The organism is Salinivibrio sp. HTSP (assembly GCF_003390965.1).
Lineage (GTDB): Bacteria > Pseudomonadota > Gammaproteobacteria > Enterobacterales > Vibrionaceae > Salinivibrio > Salinivibrio kushneri.
The window spans coordinates 1-20,725 of the sequence record NZ_PXUD01000029.1 but is presented as its reverse complement, the minus strand read 5'-3'; the positions used below and the strand labels follow the sequence as shown (position 1 = coordinate 20,725).

General features: G+C 51.0%; 17 protein-coding genes. 2 read left to right on the top strand and 15 right to left on the bottom strand.

What is annotated here, in order from left to right; translation table 11 throughout:
- Positions 1-21: 21 nt before the first annotated feature.
- The 4 genes from trmD to ffh form a co-directional block, all read right to left on the bottom strand.
- Complete coding sequence (gene trmD, locus C7A19_RS06195) at positions 22-777, bottom strand: tRNA (guanosine(37)-N1)-methyltransferase TrmD (RefSeq protein ID WP_077484430.1); 756 nt, start codon at positions 775-777, stop codon at positions 22-24.
- Positions 778-802: 25 nt separating this feature from the next.
- A complete protein-coding gene (gene rimM, locus C7A19_RS06190; protein ID WP_069363487.1) occupies positions 803-1,330 on the bottom strand; it encodes a ribosome maturation factor RimM in 528 nt (175 codons plus the stop codon).
- 28 nt (positions 1,331-1,358) lie between these two features.
- Positions 1,359-1,607 (bottom strand): 30S ribosomal protein S16, encoded by a 249-nt coding sequence (gene rpsP, locus C7A19_RS06185; protein WP_069363486.1) that lies wholly within the window; start codon positions 1,605-1,607, stop codon positions 1,359-1,361.
- Positions 1,608-1,812: 205 nt separating this feature from the next.
- Positions 1,813-3,195: a signal recognition particle protein gene (ffh, locus tag C7A19_RS06180; RefSeq protein ID WP_077484428.1), complete on the bottom strand. Its 1,383-nt coding sequence runs from the start codon at positions 3,193-3,195 to the stop codon at positions 1,813-1,815.
- A gap of 181 nt (positions 3,196-3,376) precedes the next feature.
- On the opposite strand from ffh, the gene C7A19_RS06175 reads away from it, so the two are divergent.
- Together C7A19_RS06175 and C7A19_RS06170 are read left to right on the top strand one after the other, a co-directional pair.
- The gene (locus C7A19_RS06175) at positions 3,377-4,174 is read left to right on the top strand and encodes an inner membrane protein YpjD (protein ID WP_077484426.1); all 798 of its coding nucleotides are present in this window, start codon (positions 3,377-3,379) and stop codon (positions 4,172-4,174) included.
- 106 nt (positions 4,175-4,280) lie between these two features.
- The gene (locus tag C7A19_RS06170; RefSeq protein WP_077484424.1) at positions 4,281-5,567 is read left to right on the top strand and encodes a CNNM domain-containing protein; all 1,287 of its coding nucleotides are present in this window, start codon (positions 4,281-4,283) and stop codon (positions 5,565-5,567) included.
- A 144-nt stretch (positions 5,568-5,711) separates the two neighbouring features.
- Here C7A19_RS06170 and C7A19_RS06165 read toward each other — a convergent pair whose 3' ends face one another.
- From C7A19_RS06165 to C7A19_RS06115, 11 genes are all read right to left on the bottom strand, one after another.
- Positions 5,712-8,267: a LuxQ periplasmic sensor domain-containing protein gene (locus tag C7A19_RS06165; RefSeq protein ID WP_116644453.1), complete on the bottom strand. Its 2,556-nt coding sequence runs from the start codon at positions 8,265-8,267 to the stop codon at positions 5,712-5,714.
- 3 nt (positions 8,268-8,270) lie between these two features.
- Positions 8,271-9,317, bottom strand: coding sequence for a substrate-binding domain-containing protein (locus C7A19_RS06160; RefSeq protein WP_116644475.1), 1,047 nt, complete (start codon positions 9,315-9,317; stop codon positions 8,271-8,273).
- Positions 9,318-9,619: 302 nt separating this feature from the next.
- A complete protein-coding gene (luxS, locus tag C7A19_RS06155) occupies positions 9,620-10,138 on the bottom strand; it encodes an S-ribosylhomocysteine lyase (protein ID WP_116644452.1) in 519 nt (172 codons plus the stop codon).
- A 29-nt stretch (positions 10,139-10,167) separates the two neighbouring features.
- Positions 10,168-10,785, bottom strand: coding sequence for a hypothetical protein (locus tag C7A19_RS06150; protein WP_116644451.1), 618 nt, complete (start codon positions 10,783-10,785; stop codon positions 10,168-10,170).
- A gap of 14 nt (positions 10,786-10,799) precedes the next feature.
- On the bottom strand, positions 10,800-12,377 hold the full coding sequence (gene gshA, locus C7A19_RS06145) for a glutamate--cysteine ligase (RefSeq protein ID WP_116644450.1): 1,578 nt from the start codon (positions 12,375-12,377) through the stop codon (positions 10,800-10,802).
- Between the two features lie 96 nt (positions 12,378-12,473).
- Positions 12,474-15,323 (bottom strand): pitrilysin family protein, encoded by a 2,850-nt coding sequence (locus C7A19_RS06140; RefSeq protein WP_116644449.1) that lies wholly within the window; start codon positions 15,321-15,323, stop codon positions 12,474-12,476.
- A gap of 10 nt (positions 15,324-15,333) precedes the next feature.
- Positions 15,334-15,756 (bottom strand): YqaA family protein, encoded by a 423-nt coding sequence (locus C7A19_RS06135; RefSeq protein ID WP_116644448.1) that lies wholly within the window; start codon positions 15,754-15,756, stop codon positions 15,334-15,336.
- 62 nt (positions 15,757-15,818) lie between these two features.
- Positions 15,819-16,775 carry an NADP-dependent oxidoreductase gene (locus C7A19_RS06130; RefSeq protein ID WP_116644447.1) on the bottom strand — a complete coding sequence of 319 codons (957 nt, stop codon included), beginning with the start codon at positions 16,773-16,775 and terminating at the stop codon, positions 15,819-15,821.
- A gap of 183 nt (positions 16,776-16,958) precedes the next feature.
- Positions 16,959-18,089: a sodium ion-translocating decarboxylase subunit beta gene (locus C7A19_RS06125; protein ID WP_069363475.1), complete on the bottom strand. Its 1,131-nt coding sequence runs from the start codon at positions 18,087-18,089 to the stop codon at positions 16,959-16,961.
- Between the two features lie 9 nt (positions 18,090-18,098).
- Positions 18,099-19,889: a sodium-extruding oxaloacetate decarboxylase subunit alpha gene (gene oadA / locus C7A19_RS06120; protein WP_077484410.1), complete on the bottom strand. Its 1,791-nt coding sequence runs from the start codon at positions 19,887-19,889 to the stop codon at positions 18,099-18,101.
- 32 nt (positions 19,890-19,921) lie between these two features.
- A complete protein-coding gene (locus C7A19_RS06115) occupies positions 19,922-20,176 on the bottom strand; it encodes an OadG family transporter subunit (protein ID WP_069363473.1) in 255 nt (84 codons plus the stop codon).
- Between the last annotated feature and the right edge of the window lie 549 nt (positions 20,177-20,725).

Genomic DNA, 20,725 nt, shown 5'->3' with positions numbered 1-20,725 from the left:
AACCCTAGAATAAACTGAAACTCAATTTGATTCGGCACTTGCACGGTGTTCTTTTATGAACTCGGCAAGTAGTGATTCCTGTTCGTCAGTCAGAGCTAGGTTTTCCAGGAGCTCTGGTCGTCGTAGCCAAGTGCGACCTAGCGATTGCTTTAATCGCCAGCGACGAATGTCCTTGTGATTGCCGGATTTTAGCACCTCTGGTACCCCCAACCCGTCTAACACTTCTGGACGTGTGTAGTGTGGACAGTCTAACAACCCGTTAGCAAAGGAGTCTTCCTCTGCTGACGCCATGTCGCCGAGTACACCCGGTACAAACCGAGCAACCGCGTCCACCAGCGTCATTGCGGGCAGCTCGCCCCCACTGAGCACAAAATCTCCCACTGACCATTCTTCGTCTACATGGGTTTGAATAATGCGCTCATCTACCCCTTCATACCGGCCGCAAATCAAAATAAGTTTGTCATTGCTCGCCAGTGATTCAACCCCCGCTTGGTCGAGCTTGCGCCCTTGCGGAGAGAGGTAAACCACTTTCGCTTTATCGCCTGCGGCATATTTGGCAGCGTGAATAGCATCGCGCAACGGCTCAACCATCATCAACATACCGGGGCCACCGCCGTAAGGTCGATCATCAACCGTGCGGTGCTTGTCTTGAGTGAAATCACGCGGATTCCACGTTTCGACGTTTAACAGCCCTTTTTTTACCGCTTGGCCCGTGACTCCAAAATCAGTGACCGCTCGGAACATTTCAGGAAACAGGCTAATAATGCCAACCCACATATTTCCGCTCGCTTACTGTTGGAGTTTAAAAACCAGGATCCCAGTCAACTTCGATCCGTTGAGCAGTGCGATCAATTGACTTGATAACCTGCTCTTCAAGGAACGGAATTAAGCGTTCCTTTTTGCCAAAAGCATCTTTGAGGTTGGCTTTGACGACAAGTACGTCGTTCGAGCCGGTTTCGAGCATGTCAGTCACCGTACCGAGGTGGTAGCCTTTTGCATTCACCACGTCCATGCCAAACAGCTCACGCCAATAAAACTCTTGATCTGACAAAGCAGGCAGCGACTCAGTCCCGACTGCAATCTCAGCATTGGTCAGCATCTGCGCATCTTCGCGCTGATCCAGCCCTTTGAGCTTGGCAACATACCCCTTGTTGTGGCGTTTCCAGTCTTCTAACTCAAAACGTTGCCACTCGCCACGCACCTGGATATACCAAGGTGAGTAGGCAAAAATGCTCTCAGCTTCTTCAGTGTAAGAAAAAATCTTGAGCCAGCCACGAATACCGTATGACGCGCCTAGCTTGCCAACCACGATAGTATCTTGCTCACTCATTTCTTCTTTTAACCCTGACACTGGAGACTTACGCTGCTTTCGCGGCGTCTTTGACTAGCTTAGCCACACGGTCAGAAACCGTTGCGCCTTCGCCAACCCAGTGGTTCACACGATCCAGGTCAAGGCGTAGCTTCTCTTCCTGGCCTTGAGCAACAGGGTTAAAGAAACCGATTTTCTCGATGAAGCGACCGTCGCGCGCCTGGCGGCTGTCAGCTACAACGATTTGATAAAATGGGCGTTTTTTCGCGCCATGACGTGCCAAACGAATGGTTACCATATCGTCCTCATTTGCATTACTTAATAAAATTGGCCCCGTTTCGCGTCAGCAATGCGGGGCCTCGTGCCAAAATAAAGCTCGGGAATTTTACTCTTTATTGCTGTGAATGCAACTGGTTTAGTCAAATTTCCACCAGTTGTCCCAAGCCTCACAGCGAGTTGATCTGCCTGCCAGCACTGGGCTGACAGGCAAGTCCGCTATCTGATTAGCCCATGAATCCGCCAGGCCCACCTGGACCACCACCCGGAGGCATCATGCCTTTCATTTGGCGCATCATGTTGCGCATGCCGCCTTTTTGCATCTTCTTCATCATTTTCTGCATTTGGGTAAACTGCTTAAGCAAACGGTTCACGTCCTGCACTTGCGTACCTGAACCTGCAGCAATCCGCTTTTTACGCGACCCTTTGATGATTTCTGGACGCTGGCGCTCACGCGGTGTCATTGAGTTGATGATCGCTTCCATTTGCAAGAACATTTTGTCATCAACGTTATCTTTCACGTTGTCGGGCACATTCGACATCCCAGGCAGCTTATCCATCATGCCCATCATGCCACCCATGCCCTTCATCTGCTCAAGCTGGTCGCGAAAATCGGCCAAATCGAAGCCTTTTTTCTGCTTAAACTTCTTGGCCATTTTCTCGGCTTTGTCTTGATCGACATTACGCTCGAGATCTTCGATCAGCGACAGGACATCGCCCATCCCCAAGATACGGGATGCCACCCGGTCAGGATGGAAAGGCTCCAGGGCGTCGGTTTTTTCACCCACACCCAAAAATTTGATTGGCTTACCGGTAATATGGCGCACCGATAGCGCCGCACCGCCACGGGCATCACCATCGACTTTGGTCAACACGACACCGGTCAGTGCTAAAGCGTCGTTAAACGCTTTGGCTGTGTTCGCGGCGTCTTGACCTGTCATGGCGTCAACCACGAACAAGGTCTCAACTGGGTTGACCGAACTATGAACGTCTTTGATCTCGCCCATCATGGCGTCATCAACGTGCAAGCGGCCCGCGGTATCAACAATCACCACGTCGTAGAACTTCAACTTGCCGTGATCAACCGCCGCTTTGGCAATATCAACAGGGTTTTGGTCGGCGCTCGATGGGAAGAAATCCACCCCGACTTCACCCGCCAAGGTTTCCAGCTGTTTAATCGCCGCAGGGCGATAAACGTCCGCTGACACCACCAAGACTTTCTTTTTTTCCTGCTCGGTAAGCATCTTACCCAGCTTGCCCACACTGGTGGTTTTACCCGCCCCTTGCAAGCCTGCCATCAAAATCACTGCAGGCGGCTGTGCCGCAAGATCTAATTTTTCATTGGCATCGCCCATCACCGCTTCGAGCTCGGCTTGGACAATTTTAATAAATTCCTGACCAGGGGTCAGGCTTTTAGACACTTCAATGCCAACGGCGCGTTCTTTGACGCGTTTGACAAAATCACGGACCACAGGGAGCGCGACATCGGCTTCCAGCAGCGCCATACGCACTTCGCGTAGGGTCTCTTTGATATTGTCTTCCGTTAACCGACCTCGGCCGCTCACATTTTTGAGCGTCCGGGATAAACGTTCTGATAAGTTTTCAAACATGCGTTACTCGCCCACTCGTCCTATTGGCCCATGATTTTTCATCTGGGTGCAATCGCTGTCGCGAAATTACTGAGATTATACCGCAATCCCCCCATCGCTTGCATGTATCGATAGCGACGAAGATTGAGGCAAGGTATACTCACACCTTCATTCTTATTGATTAACTGACTGATCGGTGACGATGGAAATTCTGACAGCCTTATTCGCATCAATGCTTTATCTGGCCGCCATTTTGCAGATCATCCCCGGCTTGTCCAGCAACAATCAAATTAGTGCGAAGCCGGTCTTTTTCACCGCCGTGGCTGCGCTGGCGCTGCATGCTTATTTGTTAAAAGACCTGATTTTATCCGGTTCAGGACAGAATCTTAGCATGCTCAACGTCGCCTCCTTGGTGAGTTTTATCATTGCGATGATGACCACAGGGCTAATTTTTCGATTGCGGCTGTGGTTCTTGCTGCCGGTGGTTTACGCCTTCGCTGGGCTAAACCTGGCGAGTGCGACCCTGCTGCCCGGTGCCTTTATTACCCATCTCGAATCGCACCCAGAAGTGCTGTTGCACATTTCTTTAGCGCTGTTCGCCTATTCAACCTTGATGATCGCCACGCTCTATGCGCTGCAACTGGCGTGGTTGGATTATCAACTCAAACACAAAAAACGCCAGGTCATTAATCACAATGTTCCTCCTTTAATGATGGTGGAGCGACAGCTTTTCAACATCATTTTGGTGGGGCAGGTTTTATTAACCTTCACTTTAGTGACTGGGTTTATTTTTGTCGATGATATGTTCGCGCAAGGGAAAGCGCACAAAGCCTTCCTTTCAATGGCCGCTTGGGTCGTGTATGGCGTGCTCCTTTGGGGACATTATCAATCAGGCTGGCGTGGACGCCGGGTGGTCTGGTTTAGTATTGTGGGCGCCTTTCTACTCACTTTAGCCTATTTTGGCAGCCGTTTTGTCCGTGAGATCCTGATCGCGGGGTAAGACAGTGCGCGCATATGGCAAAGGGCAAACAGCCCCATAGGCGCGTGGCAGTAGTGTACACTCGAGCGTAGGCTCTGATCTTCAAACAAACGTAAGGAACAGTTCGTTGGACGACATATCGACGGGAATTTTAATTTCCCTTTTGGTATTGCTTATCGTCATTTCCGGTTATTTTTCCGGGTCTGAGACAGGCATGATGGCCATTAACCGCTACCGGTTACGCCACCTTTCTAAATCAGGCCATAGCGGCGCTAAGCGGGTCGAAAAACTGCTCACTCGGCCAGACCGATTGATTGGTCTAATCCTGATCGGCAATAACTTGGTCAATATCCTGGCCTCGTCGATCGCCACCGTTTTAGGTTTGCGCCTGTACGGTGATGCCGGTATTGCAATCGCCACCGGGGTACTAACCATGGTGATTTTGGTCTTCGCGGAGGTGACCCCTAAAACGCTCGCCGCCCTCTACCCGGAACGGGTCTCTTTTATCAGCAGCTTTGTGCTGACCATTCTGATGAAAGTGTTCTATCCGTTGGTCAGTTTCGTGAACTTCATAACCAATGGCTTTTTACGGATGCTGGGGTTAGGCGCCAAGGCTGATGGCAAAGACAGCTTAAGTACCGAAGAACTGCGCACTATTGTTAATGAGGCCGGGAGTCTGATCCCGCGCCGCCACCAGCATATGCTATTGTCGATTCTTGAGTTAGAAGAAGTGACCGTGGATGACATTATGGTACCGCGTAATGAAATCACCGGGATTAATATCAATGATGACTGGAAGTCGATCATGCGCCAATTCACGCATGCTCCGCATGGACGGATGGTACTCTATCGCGACACCATCGACGAAGTGGTTGGCATGCTGCGCGTGCGCAAAGCGTACCGCTTAATGGTTGAGAAAAACGAGTTTAATAAAGAAACACTGCTGCGCGCCGCCGACGAAGTGTACTTTATTCCGGAAGGCACACCACTGAACGTGCAGATGTTGAAATTCCAACGCAACAAGCAACGTATTGGTTTGGTCGTTGACGAGTATGGCGACATGATCGGTTTGGTGACCTTGGAAGATATCCTTGAAGAGATCGTCGGTGAATTTACCACCTCATTGTCACCGAGCTTGGCAGAAGAAATTACGCCACTGACCGACGGTGGCTATCTGATTGAGGGCAGCGCCAATATTCGCGACTTGAATAAGAGCCTTAATTGGGCCCTACCAACCGATGGGCCGCGTACCCTCAATGGCCTTATCCTCGAGCACCTAGAAGATATTCCTAACAACCGCTTAAGTGTAGAGATTGATGGCCATCATATTGAAATTGTTGACGTTGCAGACAATATGATTAAGCAAGTTAAGGTATTACCGGCCAAGCAACCACAAGCGAGTGTAAACAGCTAGTTGAGCACCTTCGCATCAGCTATATCACGGCACTAGCACCCTGAAAAAGCCATGAGATGAACGCACAAAAAAGTGGGGCCTTCCCCACCTTTTTTGTGCTTGCCTCTTTTTAGGTCATCACCTAATCGCCCGTTACCACTGCCATCATGAAGAGCTGTTTTCCGTAGAGGTGTAATGCCGTAATGCTTCAATAAAGCTAGCCTCTTTGATGGGTTTCACAATCACATAATCGGCACCCGCTTGATAAAAGGCCTCATGAACATGACCGTACGCATCTGCCGTGCACGCATAGATGGGGACGCGGAGCCCTAACGTATGACGAATCGCTTTGGTCGCATCAATGCCGCCAAGATTCGGCATATGGTTATCCATTAATACCAGATCATAGGGCGCTTGTTGGAGACGTTCGAGAGCCTGCTCCCCATCTTTCACCCAATCAACATCAATCTGGTATTTGTTGCAAAACGCTTGAGCCACCATGGCATTGATTTTATTGTCCTCGACCAGCAACACCCGCTCAATGCCCAAAGACGCCGGATCAAAGGGATCAGCCTCGACGGCTTGTGCAGGTTTAGCGTGTGTCACGGTCACAGGCACAGTGACCATAAAGCGACTCCCTTTTTCCGGCTCACTGGTCACATCAATCTCCCCCCCCAGCAAGTCGAGTAAGCTTTTCACGATAGATAAGCCCAAGCCACTGCCTCCGTATGTCCGCGTGACGCTGGAGTCGGCTTGTACAAAAGGGTCAAACAAGGATGCTAGCGCTTGTTGATTCATACCCACGCCCGTGTCAGTGATCTCTATATGTAAGCTTGTTTGCTCACCCGACTCGACTAATTTGATGGTCATCCCCACCTTGCCGACATGGGTAAACTTCACCGCATTACTCATCAAGTTGAATAGGATTTGAGTCAGACGTGATTGATCAGAGTACACCATGGTGTCACCCGCGACGGGGGCATCAATGGTCAATGCAATCTGTTTACTCTCACAAATCGGGGTATAGATATTCTCAACGGTACGAACCATATCTTGCAGATAAAAGTCGTCGTGCTCGATGGTCATCTTTCCTTGTTCAATTTTGGAAAGGTCAAGCACATCATTTAGCACAGTTAGTAAGTGCTCACCACTTTGATAGAGACTCCCTAAAAGATCTTTTTGCTCTTTTTCTTTTGCCTTATCACTCAATATTTGGGTAATCCCTAAGATACCATTAAGCGGCGTTCGAATTTCATGACTCATCTTAGCCAAGAACTCAGACTTGGCACGGGCAGAGGCTTCTGCCGCCTCTTTAGCGCGTTGGCTTTGTTGTTCCGCCTCAATCAAAGAAGTGATTTCTTGCCCCTGCCCAATCACCGCTTTCACTTGGTTGTCGACCATTAACGGCGCCAGATTCCAACGATACACTCGACGATCAATCTCTATGTTCACCCCTTTTAAAATCGTCCCGTTTAATGCGCGTTGTAGGTGCGGGGTAATCGCATACATAAACTGGTCGTAGAGCCAACTCGAGGCATGGATTTGCTCGTCATAGTTAAGCTTTAGTTTGGCCGCGGGGTTAATCCGTGTAATGTCAAAGTGGGTGTCCCAAACGATGATGGGTGACAAGGCATAATCAAACAGGTCTTGGAGGGAGCGCTCTTTTTCATACAAGGCATCAAACGTGGACTCCAAGGTTTTACCGATATGGTTAAACTCTTCAATATCCGATCCTGCAAAGGGCAAGGTGCGCTGTCGAGAGCGCGCGCCTTGGGTATAACGCATCAACTTTTCCAGTGAATCTGCGATGCGCGTTTGCACAAATCGATTAACCCAGATCGCTGCCACGATAATCACCATCGTGGTCAGCAGCAGGTTAATCCCCATTTGCCGCTGCAATGCCACCACATTGTCATTTTGCTGTGCCGACAGCAGCGTAATTTTTGAAGGCTCACCGGCAATGCGTAACTTGGCTTGGCTGACTAAATAGTGGCGAAATGCTTGACTCTCGCCTGGCGCGGGAAGCGTGAGATCGCGGCCAATATCATCGTTGCTGCTCAGCGTCGAGGCGAGAGTGACGTTATCGGCAGACAACCACACCGCTTGCGTACCACTGGCGCGCTGCAAACTTTTGACAAACGAGAAGTTGCCATTAAGCATCACCACCACATATAAGTAGCCCCCCAGCTTGCCGCTAGATTGAAACACAATCGGTGTGCGTCGCATTAACAGGTAGCTCTGCTCCATCTCTGTGGTGATGGTGGTTAACGCCCACCGATTAATCCCCCTTAACTGGAGGCGTAGCTGCTCTAACTGCTCACGATCAATACCATGAAAGAGGCTGCTACCGTCATGCCACAGCACACGGTCGTCTTTGGCGATAAAGCGAAAATCGGGGGTATTGGCCACGTCTTGCTGTTCTTGCTCGATAAAGTAATCATCTAAGGCAGCACTGTCTTCATTCGCCACCATTGATTGCAGTGTCATACTCGCGGCATTGGTATTTTGATGAATTTGCAACGAGGTCAAGCGACTATCAAACACATTTTGCAGCAGACGAGACGTCTGCGTCAGGGTACGGGTGATTTCTTGATTAATCCCCGCCAACGTCAGCTGATAACTCTGTATATACACCCCGGCCGTCACAAAGAGGAAGAAGACCACGATCAAACGGGTCAGTAATTGAGACAGTGACAGCTTCGGCGATCCCGATATGGCCATTTTTTAGTCCGAGTATCTAAATGCTTGTTTTTTGAGCGCTTTTATTCGCTCAGGATCATCGTAGCGAGTAACCACTTCAAACCGCCCAGAATAGACCACAGGCACAGGTTGATGCTCAATATCACGCTTGATCGCCTCGGCCATGGCGACACCTGTGTCATCATTCATTCTCATCACAGTCACATCGAGTTGACCGGCGGCAATCGCGTCGAGTTCTGCCGAGCCACCGCCCCAGCCGTTGAGGCCAACCGTATCACGACCCAATTCATCTAAGGCCTGGATGGCACCAAACGCGACATCGGTTGCACACGCATAAATAAAGTCGAGCTGTGGATTATTATTTAGCATCGCTTTCGCCGCTTGGTAACCCGATTCTTGATCACCCTTGGTGTAATAAGCAGACAGCAAGCTGCTATCACCGTGCGAGCTCATGGCCTCAATAAAGGTATCTCCCCGTGCATCACTGACATAACCTTGCGAAAAATAAAGCACCGAATAGTTCACGCCTTCAGGATATCGCTCTTGGTAATAGCTTGCCAATGCACGGCTACCACGTTGGTGATCAAACCCCACATATAAGAACGGCTGATTGTCTTGCCACGCTTTTACGGGCGTGGTGATATTTTGCAAAATAAGCTTGGTTTGGTTCTGGGATAACACATGGTTAATAAATTTACGGTGGCGCACACTGTTCAAGGTAAAAATGAGATAATCGGCACCATCACGTAACGCCGCATACAACGAGGCACTTTGCTCACGAATATCAGTATTGGGGCGCGTCGTCACTTCCTGAAGCTCATATGGGATATTGAGCGCATTCAGCCGCCGCTCGAAGGCACGTACATTACGTTGCCAGTAATCGGATATTTGCTCGCCTGGCACCACCACTGAGATTTTTATCGGCTCCATGGCACCTAAAAAAGGCACGGGATCACGCTGTACGAGCGCATCCAATTCGGTGGTTAGCCTTTTTTGCTCCGGGTGCAGGGCAAGATACTCATCATAAGACCAAAAACCATTGAGTGATCCGTGGGCATTCGGCATCACCATCAGCAAGGTGAGCCCAGTTAACCAACGGCAAAAACGGATCGCGTCATTTAGATGTCTAGTGCGTAAACTCACTTTTATCCCACAGCCCTTTTGTTTCCGAATCAGTGCCAGCTTAGCGAAACCCGTGCACCGACGCAGCGAGAAAAGCGAGAAGCGTGCTTGATGAGGCAAAAAAGATGCAACAACGCCTACACTTCCCAAGCATTTATCTAGCAATCAAGACAAAAAGGGAAAAACCATCAATACCAACAAAAACGGCAGCCCAATAGGGGCTGCCGTTAGCGTTCAAAAACAGAGACGCGCTAGTCGACACGCAACGTTTGTAACATGGACTCAGGTAGGGAAAGATCATCGTTTTTGTTCACGGTCACCCCGGCATCGATGATGGCACGCGCGATATCTTTCGCCTCGTTAAGTGAGTGCATCTCATACGTCCCGCATTGATACTCGTTAAGCTCAGGGATCTTGTCTTGCGACGGAACAACCAGCACATCTTCCATCGCCAATTCCCATGCTTTCGCCACCTCAGGCTCTTGGGGCTCACCAATCAGGCTCATGTAGAAGCCTGTACGACACCCCATCGGCGAGATATCAATGATCTCCACCTTGTCGCTGTTGAGGTGGTTACGCATAAACCCAGCAAACAGGTGCTCGAGCGTGTGGATCCCTTTTTCCGTCAAGTGCTCTTCGTTAGGACGACAAAAACGAAGGTCAAAGACGGTAATCGTATCACCGCTGGGGGTCTGCATCGTTTTTGCAATGCGCACAGCCGGTGCATGCATGCGCGTATGGTCAACCGTAAAACTATCTAATAGTGGCATCTTACCTCCTTTGTTCCTCGCGGCGACCCTTAAAATAGCCACCAGCTCAGATTATCCTCGAGTCGTTGTCGGCAACCTTTTAGCTGCCAACCGTAGTCCTTTGCTTGTTGTTCGACTTTGCGCGCCACGCGTTTTAACCCAGGTTTCCCCTCAAACGAGCCGCGCTGAAATCCACCTCTACCTTCATGGTAAGCCAAATATTGGCGATACACATCCCACTTTGACACCCCGAGTTGGCGGTAGGTTGCATCGGTATACCAGCCAATAAACTGTAACGCGTCGGCAAAGTCAGTACGGGCGCCGCCATTATCTGTGGCTTTTTGATAATCAGACCAAGCCGGGTCTTGCGCCTGCGCATAGCCATAAGCACTACTCACTCGCCCCCACGGCAAGATGCCTAACACATAATCACGCGGGGGCAAAGCATCATGCACAAATGCACTCTCTTGCTTTACGAACGCCATAGCCACTTGGATGGGCGTCCCCCATTCCTCTTCCATATCCACCGCCGCTTCAAACCAGTCGGGGTGTTGGTCGAAGATCGCACAGAGGTTGTTGGGATTATCCGGCGGTGGTGTGGCACATCCTGATACCATCACCACGGTGAAAAGTGCACCAATATGACGGGAAAAGCGCTTCCTGCTCATCGTCGTCCGTCCAATTACCAGCTTTCAGCCATGGGCACATCTTTAAAGTAAGCATTCAAAAACGCTTCAAAGCTTTGTGTATCACTGTCTTCTACCGCTTTTTGACGCGCAACGCTTTGTTTGGCTTCTTGTAAAAAGTCGGCATCACTGTGGATATTGTAAGGCACCTCCGCTAGCGCCGCTTTGTGGTCACGCGCAAGGCTTAGCCCTAGGCCGCCAATTCCACCTTGCGCTATCACGTCAGCGAGAACACGGCCAGATAGTGTGAGCTCTGGGTTATCAAAGCAGGTGATCATCTTGTCACAGACGGTCTCATAACGATGATCCCCAACGGCTTGATCCATCACTTTCGCCAACTGCTTAAGCTCACCCATTACTTGTAATCCCCACTCTGCTTGCGTGAGGGTCTCGCCTTCGCATCCTGTGGTCAGGGTTAACCCTGGTTTGCGGCCTTCGAGTACAATTTTGTTCCAATTGTCACGCCAGCAATTGAGTTCAGGATCAGTCATCGGCTCAGAGGGGGACAAGGCACACCAGGCGACGAACAGATCAAGGAAATGAATCTGATCCTCTTCAATCCCCACCGCGCTGTATGGGTTCACATCCAAAGAGCGGACCTCGATGTACTCGACACCGCCTCGCTCAAGCGCTTCGGTCGGCTTTTCACCGCTTTCGGCATTCCGCTTAGGGCGTATGGGGGCATATAGCTCGTTTTCAATTTGCAGCACATTGGTGTTGAGCTGACGATACGTCTCGCCATCACGAATACCTAGCTTGGCAAACGCGTGTGAGGGGGTACGAATCGCGTTTCTTAAACCTTCAAGATATTGCTCTAGGGTGTTAAAGCCAATTTTTAGTTCCGCTTGCGCATTGTTGGTATACCCCAAGTCACTCAAGCGCAGCGACGTTGCATAAGGTAAGTAACACGTCCCTGACGGCATATGCTCAAAGGGCAATTGGCTTTCCGCATGCTTGATAAACGAGCCACATAAAGCAGGTGACGCACCAAATAGATAAGGGATCATCCAACCATGGCGGTAATAATTACGAATAAGATCAAAGTACCCTTGGGTGACTGACGCTTGGCTTACCGTGTCTGAGTGGTACAAATGCTGCCAAAATGTCTCAGGCAAAGAGATGTTAAAGTGCACTCCTGAGATCACTTGCATGACACTGCCATAGCGATGCTTGAGCCCTTGGCGATACAAGGTCTTCATGCGGCCGATATTTGAGCTGCCGTATTGCGCCAAGGTGATATCGTCTTCCGATGCCACCACGCATGGCATTGACATGGGCCACAATTGTTCGTCGCCCATTTGCTGATAGGTAAAGCGATGGATGTCCTGCAACTCATCCAGCATCCCTTTCACCGAGGTGTTAACAGGCGTAATAAACTCCAACAGCGATTCCGCAAAATCCGTCGTGATCCAACGGTGTGTCAGCGCCGATCCAAGTGTCTCTGGATGCGCCGTCTGCGCTAAGTGGCCTGTTGGCGTAATGCGTAATGCCTCGCGCTCCAATCCGCGGCCAATCCCCTTTAAGGCATCTGGGTTTTGCGCTAAACGCGCTAACCGTTGGGTAAAGTCAGTCAAAATGTATCTCTTATTTTTTAAGCTGCGTGGCGGTCAATATAAACAAGCTATTGCTCAAAAGCCATCACGCAGCGGAGTAAGTTTATCCAAATAGGCTTATCGATAATCAAGCGCTAACCTGCGCACTGGCAAGCCAAGTTGACGTAAGCTATCGCTAAGGCGAGACGCATCCCCGACCACAATAATTTGATAGTCGTTAGGATCAAACCAACGTGTCGCTTGGGCATTCAGCTGTTGCAATGTGATTGATTGCAATAAGGCTTTTTGTGCCTCACGGTAGTTGTCGTCTAAATCAAAGGCCTCAATATGCGCGATCAAGCCTGCTTTTTCCCATGGCGTTTCATAACGCAGCGCATCACGCTGACCACTCGATTGGCGTAAGTAAGCCAATTCTTGTGCGGAAAAGCCATTTTCTTGTGCATGCGCCATTTCTTGCCATAGCGCTTTAATCGCATCGTGTGTCGCATCAGCGCGCACATCGGTACTGACTTCTATGGTGCCTGTCTGCCGGCCTCCATAAACACCGCTATGCGCACCATAGGTATAACCTTTATCTTGACGCAAGTTTTGATTCAGGCGCGCATTAAAATTGCCCCCTAAATTAAAGTTGGCTAAGCGGGTTTTAAACATCGGGCCGGTGGCATCGTAGGGCATACCATGGCGCACCATACGAATACTGGTTTGGGGGGCTTGCGGTTTATCCACCAGCCAAATTTGTGCCTGGTCGTAGTCTTTCGGAACGGCACGCGCCACCTGAGCCGTCGGTGGCATTTGCGCTTGCCACGGCGTGATCCGGTTGGCGAGATTGATCGCATGTTCACGCGAAAGATCACCCACCACAATCAATTGGCTGCCTTGCAATACGTAGTGCTGGCGATAGAAGTGTTTCACATCATCAAGTGTCATCGCTGCAATATCTTCCGCGACACCTCCCTCTGGGGCACGGAAGGTGGCATCTTGATATAACAGCTGGTTTGTCGCTTGGCTAGCTAACCAACCGGCATCATCAGCGCGAGAGGCCATGCCCTCCAATAACTGGGTTTTAACACGATCAAAATCTTTTTCTGCAAAGGTCGGCGAGCGCAAGGTTTTATTGACCAGTTTCAGGGTCTCACCCAGATGCTTTTTCAGTGATGTTACCGTGATTTGTGTTTGGTAACTGTCTGCGTCGACATTGACTTGACTGCCCAGCTTGTCTAGCGCTCGAGTCAGCTGGGCGGCTGACATACCTGCCGCGCCCTCGGTCACCATGGTGGCCGTTAAGTGAGCGATGCCTCGCTGATCGTTAGGCTCCATCAAGGTGCCGGCGGGTAAACGAAGCTGCAAGGTGACCGTGGGTGTCTCGCGGCTCACTGTGCCTGCCAGGTGAATACCATTGTCTAAGTCCGCCCGATAAATGCGTGGCACATTCACCGTGACACTCCCATTCGGAGCCGGGATCTGGGTGCGATCGAAGTCTTCTGGCGTATCACGTCGCGCTAACGTGTCGTGCGGGTTTTGCGTCTGTGCCTGACCATAATCTGGACGTTGATAGATAAAATTCGCTGGCGCCGCCACCAAATCCGTCCGCCCAACGGGGACCACACTGGTGTTCACTGCGGGCTGACCTTTTATCCATTGCCGATAGCTTTCCATCACCTTGTCAGGGGTCACCGCATTAAGGCGTGAAAGGCGCTGATTCATACGGTTTGCATCACCGTAGAGCGTATAATCTCTGGCCAGCTGTGAGACCTTGCCGTCGACACTTTGCAGCGCAAAGATATTATCGGCTTCCACCATGGATTGGATTTGGTCGATATCCTCGTCACTGACTCCTTTCGCCTCAAACTGCGTCAGAGTTTGCGTTAACAAGGTACGGATCTCAGCCAGTGATTGGCCTTGGCGGCCGACACCGTAGATCTCAAACGTACAGGCCAGCTCACCGCACTGATGCGATGCGCCTGCACTTAATAGCTGCCCCGTTTGCACGAGGGATTGATAAAGCACACTGTCACGCCCTTGCCCCAACACATTGGCTAGCACGCCCAAGCGCGTCGTGGTATCCGTCTCAGGCACACTGGTAGGAAAGGTCATTACCAATACCGGTTGCGAGACCTTGTCTTCCAATGTCACAAAGCGAGGGCCGTCCAGCGTGACGGGCTGAGGTTTCGCCTCTGGTATTGATGGGCCTTGAGGAATATCACCAAAGTATTTTTTCACCCAAGCAAGGGTTTGCTGAATATCGATGTCGCCACCAATGGTGAGGGTGGCATTGTTCGGCCCATACCAGCGCAGAAAGAATTGCTTGAGATCGCCGACATCGACACGGTTAAGGTCCTCAACGTAACCAATCACCGGCCATGAGTATGGGTGACCCTCAGGGTAGAGTGCTTGATTAATCGTCTCGTTTACACGGCCATAAGGAACATTGTCTATCCGAAATGCGCGTTCGTTTTTCACCGTGTCACGCTGCACTTCAAATTTGCGTTGAGAGACCGCATCGAGCAAAAAGCCCATGCGATCAGATTCAAGCCAAAGGACACGCTCAAGCTCGTTAGCCGGCACGGTCTGGTAATACTGGGTGGTGTCACGGTTGGTTGAGCCATTGTTATAGCCCCCTACTTCTTTTATGCGCTTGCCGTGATCGTCCACATGCTCTGAGCCTTCGAACATCATATGCTCAAAAAAGTGTGCGAAGCCAGATTTCCCCGGCTCCTCGCGGGCAGAGCCCACGTGATAACGCACATCAACGTTGACAAGAGGGTCGGAGTGATCCTCATGCAACAGCACCGTCAGTCCATTATCTAATTTAAATTGTTGATAAGGAACTTGGGCACTGCCCGCTGGGGGCGAGACAGTTTTGATCCACGTAATGCCCTCAGGCGTTTGAGTGGGTGAAGAGCCAGTCAGTTGGCACCCTGACAAGACAGATAATAAGAAAAATGTGGCGAGCAATAAACGTGGCATAGAATCATTCCTAACCGGCTACCCAACGAAATGAAATCACAATCACTAGGTAGCGCGATGCTTTTGCAACAAAGATAATCAGCCAGCACCAAGATTGGCGAAGGCGCAGCCAACCGGCCACCACGCAAAGCGGATCACCCATAATCGGAACCCAACTTAATAGCAAGGCAGCATAACCATAGCGTTGCAGCCCAGCGAGCGCTCGGCGGTGCCATGATTGACGCGGTTGATAATCGGGCAGCCAACGCCCAATGGCGTAGTTGGTCATACCACCGAGCGTATTGCCGACCGTGGCAATCGCCACAGCGATCCCATCCACGAATGAGTGCTGGGTTAATAAATACACCAGATTGGCTTCAGAGCCACCAGGCAATAAGGTCGCACTTAAAAAGCTGGTGGCAAATAAGGTTGCCAGCAGCATCCAATCGTCCATTCGACCTCATGCAGTATCATTGGTTCAGCGCCTACGACAAAGCGCTCCCCCGGGGTGAATGGTTAAGCCGAGGGCATTTCCAACACACGCTTACCACGTGTATGACCTGTTTCTAACGCTTTGTGCGCCTGTGCGCCCTGTTCAAGCGGGTAGACGGCCGCGATATCTATTTTCAGATCGCCCTGATCAAGCATGTCGAGCAAGCGCTGAGTCTGCCAAGTATTTGGATCAACCAACATACCTGTCGCCTTCAGCCCTCGCTCGGCAGCCGCGGAGGTAATGGTATCGCGCGTATTAGTGGGGACGGTGACAATACGCCCACCTGTTTTCAGGCCTGCTAATGCATCAATGGCGGTGTCTCCTCCCACCAAATCAATCACCAGATCAAATTCACCATTGGCGGTAGCCCAATGCGGTTGATGGTAATCGATCGGTGTCGCATCCAGTTGACGTAAAAAGGCATGATTGTTTTCAGAAGCCGTGGCAAAAACCTGGGCCCCGAGACGAACGGCTAACTGTACCGCAAGGTGCCCGACGCCGCCGGCGCCGGCTAAAATCAATACTTTTTCGTCACGCGCCAGTTTACCATGCTCAAGTGCTTGCCAAGCCGTCAGCCCTGCCAATGGCACTGCGGCGGCATCCACCATAGGCACACTCGGCGGCACGGTTGACAACAAGCCAGCATCGGCGACCACATATTGGCTGTATCCCCCGCCTTCGGTGGGAAAACCAATCATCCCAGCGACACGATCCCCCACATCAAACTTGCTTTCATTGGTGCCATTCGCCACCACTACCCCGGCAACGTCATAGCCAGGCACCCAAGGCAAATGATCGCGATTATGCTCAGCAGCCCAACCAAGCCCTGCTCGCGTTTTTGCATCAATGGGGTTAACCCCAGCCGCTTTTACTTGAATCAACACCTGCTCTTCAGAGGGCGACGGAATCGAACGGTTGACTGGGGTAAGTACCTCTGGTGCACCAAATTCAGTGATTGCAAGTGAGAGATTATTCGACATATTGACTCCTTTCGCATGCCATTGTGCTTATGCTGGCGTATCTATTAATAGTATTCGCCTTGACGACGAGATAAAGCACAGAGCCATTGCAAAGCGTAAACCTCTAGTCTTAACAAAAAAAGCGGCAGACTCAATGCCTACCGCTATTTTCTTTTTATCGATTCGGTATCAAATCACTGAAGGCTAGCCGACCAAAGCCAGCAAAATCCCGGCCGCGACCGCAGAGCCCAACACACCGGCCACATTGGGTCCCATCGCATGCATTAATAAGAAGTTATGCGGGTTGGCATCGAGTCCTACTTTGTTAACCACTCGGGCCGCCATCGGAACGGCTGATACACCGGCTGCCCCAATCAATGGGTTGATAGGATCGCGGCTAAAGCGGTTAAGGATTTTGGCCATTAATACCCCAGTTCCGGTGCCGATGCTAAATGCGACGGCGCCCAATACCAAGATCCCTAAGGTTTCAAACTGAAGAAACTTATCGGCTTCCAATTTGGAGCCTACCGCCAGACCAAGGAAAATGGTGACAATGTTGATCAGCTCATTTTGCGCCGTGCCCGATAAACGGTCCACCACGCCACACTCTCGCATCAAGTTGCCAAGACAGAACATACCAACCAGCGGGGTCGCCGAGGGCAAGAACAAGATGGTCATCATCAGCACTGCCAGCGGAAACAGGACCTTCTCTGTCTTCGACACATGACGGAGTTGCTTCATCTCAATCTTGCGTTCGCTATCAGAGGTAAACAACTTCATGATAGGTGGCTGAATAATGGGTACCAACGCCATATAGCTATAGGCTGCGACGGCAATGGCGCCGAGCAAATCCGGTGATAATCGACTGGCGAGGAAGATAGCTGTCGGCCCATCCGCGCCCCCAATGATGGCAATGGAAGCGGCATCTTGGAGGCTAAACGCCATGCCTGGCACCAAGTTAAGTAAAATGGCCCCAAACAAGGTAGCAAAAATACCAAACTGTGCCGCGGCACCGAGCAACAAGGTGCGCGGGTTAGCGATCAGCGCGCCAAAATCGGTCATCGCCCCCACCCCCATAAAGATCAGCAGGGGGAATACGCCAGTATCAATCCCGACATGGTAGACATAGTAGAGCAGGCCGCCTGGCTCGTTAAAACCGGCATTGGGTATATTCGCCAATATGGCGCCAAAACCGATAGGTAGGAGCAACAGTGGCTCAAACCCACGTCGAATCGCCAAAAAGAGCAATAGACAGCCCACGGCAATCATTACCAACTGTGGCCACTGGAAGTTTGCCAGTCCAGTTTCCGACCACAGGATCATTAATCCTTCCATGCTGCCCTCTTATCCTAAGTGCAATAACGGCATGCCGACGGTCACAGCATCGCCTTCTTTCACTTGTACGTCTTGGACGGTGCCCGCATGGGCAGCTCGCACCTCGGTTTCCATCTTCATCGCTTCCAAGATGATCAGGACATCGCCTTCCTGGACATGCTCCCCTGGGGTGACCATCACCTTAAAAATGTTCCCTGCCAGAGGGGCCGTCACCGGCTCAAGGTTGCTTGGCGCAGCTTGAGGGGCTGGCGCACTCGTCGATACTGGCGCCTGACTCACTGGCTGAATATCACCCAGCGCCCCATCTGGCCCTACATCGACCTGATAGACCTGACCGTTAACACGCACGCTGTAGGTTTCCACGTCACCCCTGCCTGATTGCTCAGGTACGGCGGGTGCAGGTGTTGGCTCCCCGGTTGGTACTGGTTCAAACGCTTCAGGGTTACCTCGGTTTTGTAAGAATTTCCACCCCACCTGCGGGAACAGGGCATACGTCAGCACATCATCAATGGTCTGATCCGCTAAAGTGACATTCTCGGCCGCGGCTTTGTCGGTCAGTGCTTGAGTCAGCGCGTCCATTTCCGGCTCCAGCTTATCAGCAGGGCGACAGGTGATTGCCTCTTCGCCATCTAACACGCGAGCCTGGAGTGTTGCATTAACCGGCGCGGGGGCTTTTCCATACTCCCCTTTGAGTAATGCAGCCGTCTCTTTGGTAATACTCTTGTAGCGCTCACCGGTCAGCACGTTAATCACCGATTGAGAGCCGACAATTTGCGAAGTCGGGGTGACTAAGGGGATATAGCCTAAATCTTCACGGACCCGGGGAATTTCCTCCAACACTTCGTCCATTTTGTCGGTCGCCCCCTGCTCTTTAAGCTGGCTCTCCATATTGGTCAGCATGCCGCCGGGCACTTGTGCAATCAAAATACGTGAGTCGACGCCTTTAAGCTGCCCTTCAAATTGCGCGTATTTTTTACGCACGGTGCGGAAATAAGCGGCAATGGACTCAAGCTTATTCAGATCGAGGTTCGTTTCACGCTCAGTGCCTTCGAGCATCGCGACCACGGTTTCAGTCGGCGTATGCCCGTAGGTTTGGCTCATTGAAGAAATGGCGGTATCGAGCACATCTAGGCCCGCTTCAACCGCTTTGACGGCGGTGGCCGTCGATAATCCCGTGGTGGCGTGACAATGCAAGGATAGGGGGATATCACACGCCGCTTTGATACGGCTCACCAGCTCATGGGCTTCATAAGGCTTTAGCAAACCAGACATGTCTTTAATGCACAACGAGTGACAGCCAAGATCTTCCAACTGTTTGGCCAAGTCTGTCCAGGTGTCCATGGTGTGCACGGGACTGGTGGTGTAAGAGATGGTGCCTTGCGCATGCGCACCGACTTCCACCGCCGCGCCCACCGCTGCTTGGAAGTTGCGCACATCGTTCATCGCATCAAAGATCCGGAACACATCCATGCCATTTGCATGTGCGCGCTCGACAAACTTGTGTACCACATCATCGGCGTAGTGGCGATAACCCAACAGGTTCTGACCACGCAACAGCATCTGCATCGGCGTATTTGGCATCGCTTTTTTGAGCTCTCGCAAGCGCACCCAAGGATCTTCACCCAGGTAGCGAATACAAGCATCAAAGGTCGCCCCACCCCAGGTTTCCAGTGACCAAAAACCAATTTGATCCAGCTCGGCGGCAATCGGCAACATATCGTCCAAACGCAGACGTGTGGCAAACAACGACTGATGGGCATCACGCAATACCACATCGGTAATAGCTAACGGCGTAGACATAACAAACTCCTTTTTTATATGTGCCTGGCCACTCAACGGTGACGTTGGCGGTACTGCTGAACAGCGACAGTGATCGCGGCAATCACATCCGGTGAAGGCTGCGATACGTCAGGTGCTGCTTGGGCTTTGGGCTGAGCGGCTGCTTTCGCCGCGGCAGGGGGGATAGGGTCACCAAAACGTTCCAGTTGGCGGACCAAAAAAATTAATATCGAAAGAAATACAAATACCACAACCATGCCGGTTAACATCAGCATCGTTGCCTGTTCTAAAAGCGGGCCTAAATCCATGGTTTCTTCCTTGTCACACTCACTATTGCTTACTTCTAAGCAGTGATTGCCCCCATTATTATCCATTTATTTTGGTGGCAAACTCATCAACGGCGTTCAAAATACTAACAATTCGTATCAATGACAATCTGGCGATTGCGTTTTTGTTACCTCATAACGCCCACCAATGGGCATTTTTAGCCACTTCGCGATCAAACCAAACAAACTAAGTGTTTATATACAATTACCGTCAATACAGGGCCGAGGGCCACTGACGCGAGCACCGAATAAAATGGGGAACGATACCAATTTTCAGACTATCGCACTTTTGGAAAAAACCTTTTTCCTATCGTGATTATTTGTATCAACTGTCCAAACGACGCACTGAACGTGACAGACAAGCAATCAAAACGTAAAGGGAGATATAAAAGAAACGCAGAGAGACATGAAGAGGTCAACGATAACTATCGAAGCGATAGAAGTAAACGAAGGATGGTATGCGATAAGGCAGAGAAGCGAGCAAAATGGCGCGTCCGGGAGGATTCGAACCTCCGACCGCCTGGTTCGTAG

What these genes read in the sequence shown, in the direction of transcription:
- trmD (WP_077484430.1), bottom strand. Translation starts at nt 777, where the DNA reads ATGTGGGTTGGCATTATTAGCCTGTTTCCTGAAATGTTCCGAGCGGTC.
- rimM (WP_069363487.1), bottom strand. Translation starts at nt 1,330, where the DNA reads ATGAGTGAGCAAGATACTATCGTGGTTGGCAAGCTAGGCGCGTCATAC.
- rpsP (WP_069363486.1), bottom strand. Translation starts at nt 1,607, where the DNA reads ATGGTAACCATTCGTTTGGCACGTCATGGCGCGAAAAAACGCCCATTT.
- ffh (WP_077484428.1), bottom strand. Translation starts at nt 3,195, where the DNA reads ATGTTTGAAAACTTATCAGAACGTTTATCCCGGACGCTCAAAAATGTG.
- C7A19_RS06175 (WP_077484426.1), top strand. Translation starts at nt 3,377, where the DNA reads ATGGAAATTCTGACAGCCTTATTCGCATCAATGCTTTATCTGGCCGCC.
- C7A19_RS06165 (WP_116644453.1), bottom strand. Translation starts at nt 8,267, where the DNA reads ATGGCCATATCGGGATCGCCGAAGCTGTCACTGTCTCAATTACTGACC.
- C7A19_RS06160 (WP_116644475.1), bottom strand. Translation starts at nt 9,317, where the DNA reads ATGGTGATGCCGAATGCCCACGGATCACTCAATGGTTTTTGGTCTTAT.
- luxS (WP_116644452.1), bottom strand. Translation starts at nt 10,138, where the DNA reads ATGCCACTATTAGATAGTTTTACGGTTGACCATACGCGCATGCATGCA.
- C7A19_RS06150 (WP_116644451.1), bottom strand. Translation starts at nt 10,785, where the DNA reads ATGAGCAGGAAGCGCTTTTCCCGTCATATTGGTGCACTTTTCACCGTG.
- C7A19_RS06140 (WP_116644449.1), bottom strand. Translation starts at nt 15,323, where the DNA reads ATGCCACGTTTATTGCTCGCCACATTTTTCTTATTATCTGTCTTGTCA.
- C7A19_RS06135 (WP_116644448.1), bottom strand. Translation starts at nt 15,756, where the DNA reads ATGGACGATTGGATGCTGCTGGCAACCTTATTTGCCACCAGCTTTTTA.
- C7A19_RS06130 (WP_116644447.1), bottom strand. Translation starts at nt 16,775, where the DNA reads ATGTCGAATAATCTCTCACTTGCAATCACTGAATTTGGTGCACCAGAG.
- C7A19_RS06125 (WP_069363475.1), bottom strand. Translation starts at nt 18,089, where the DNA reads ATGGAAGGATTAATGATCCTGTGGTCGGAAACTGGACTGGCAAACTTC.
- oadA (WP_077484410.1), bottom strand. Translation starts at nt 19,889, where the DNA reads ATGTCTACGCCGTTAGCTATTACCGATGTGGTATTGCGTGATGCCCAT.
- C7A19_RS06115 (WP_069363473.1), bottom strand. Translation starts at nt 20,176, where the DNA reads ATGGATTTAGGCCCGCTTTTAGAACAGGCAACGATGCTGATGTTAACC.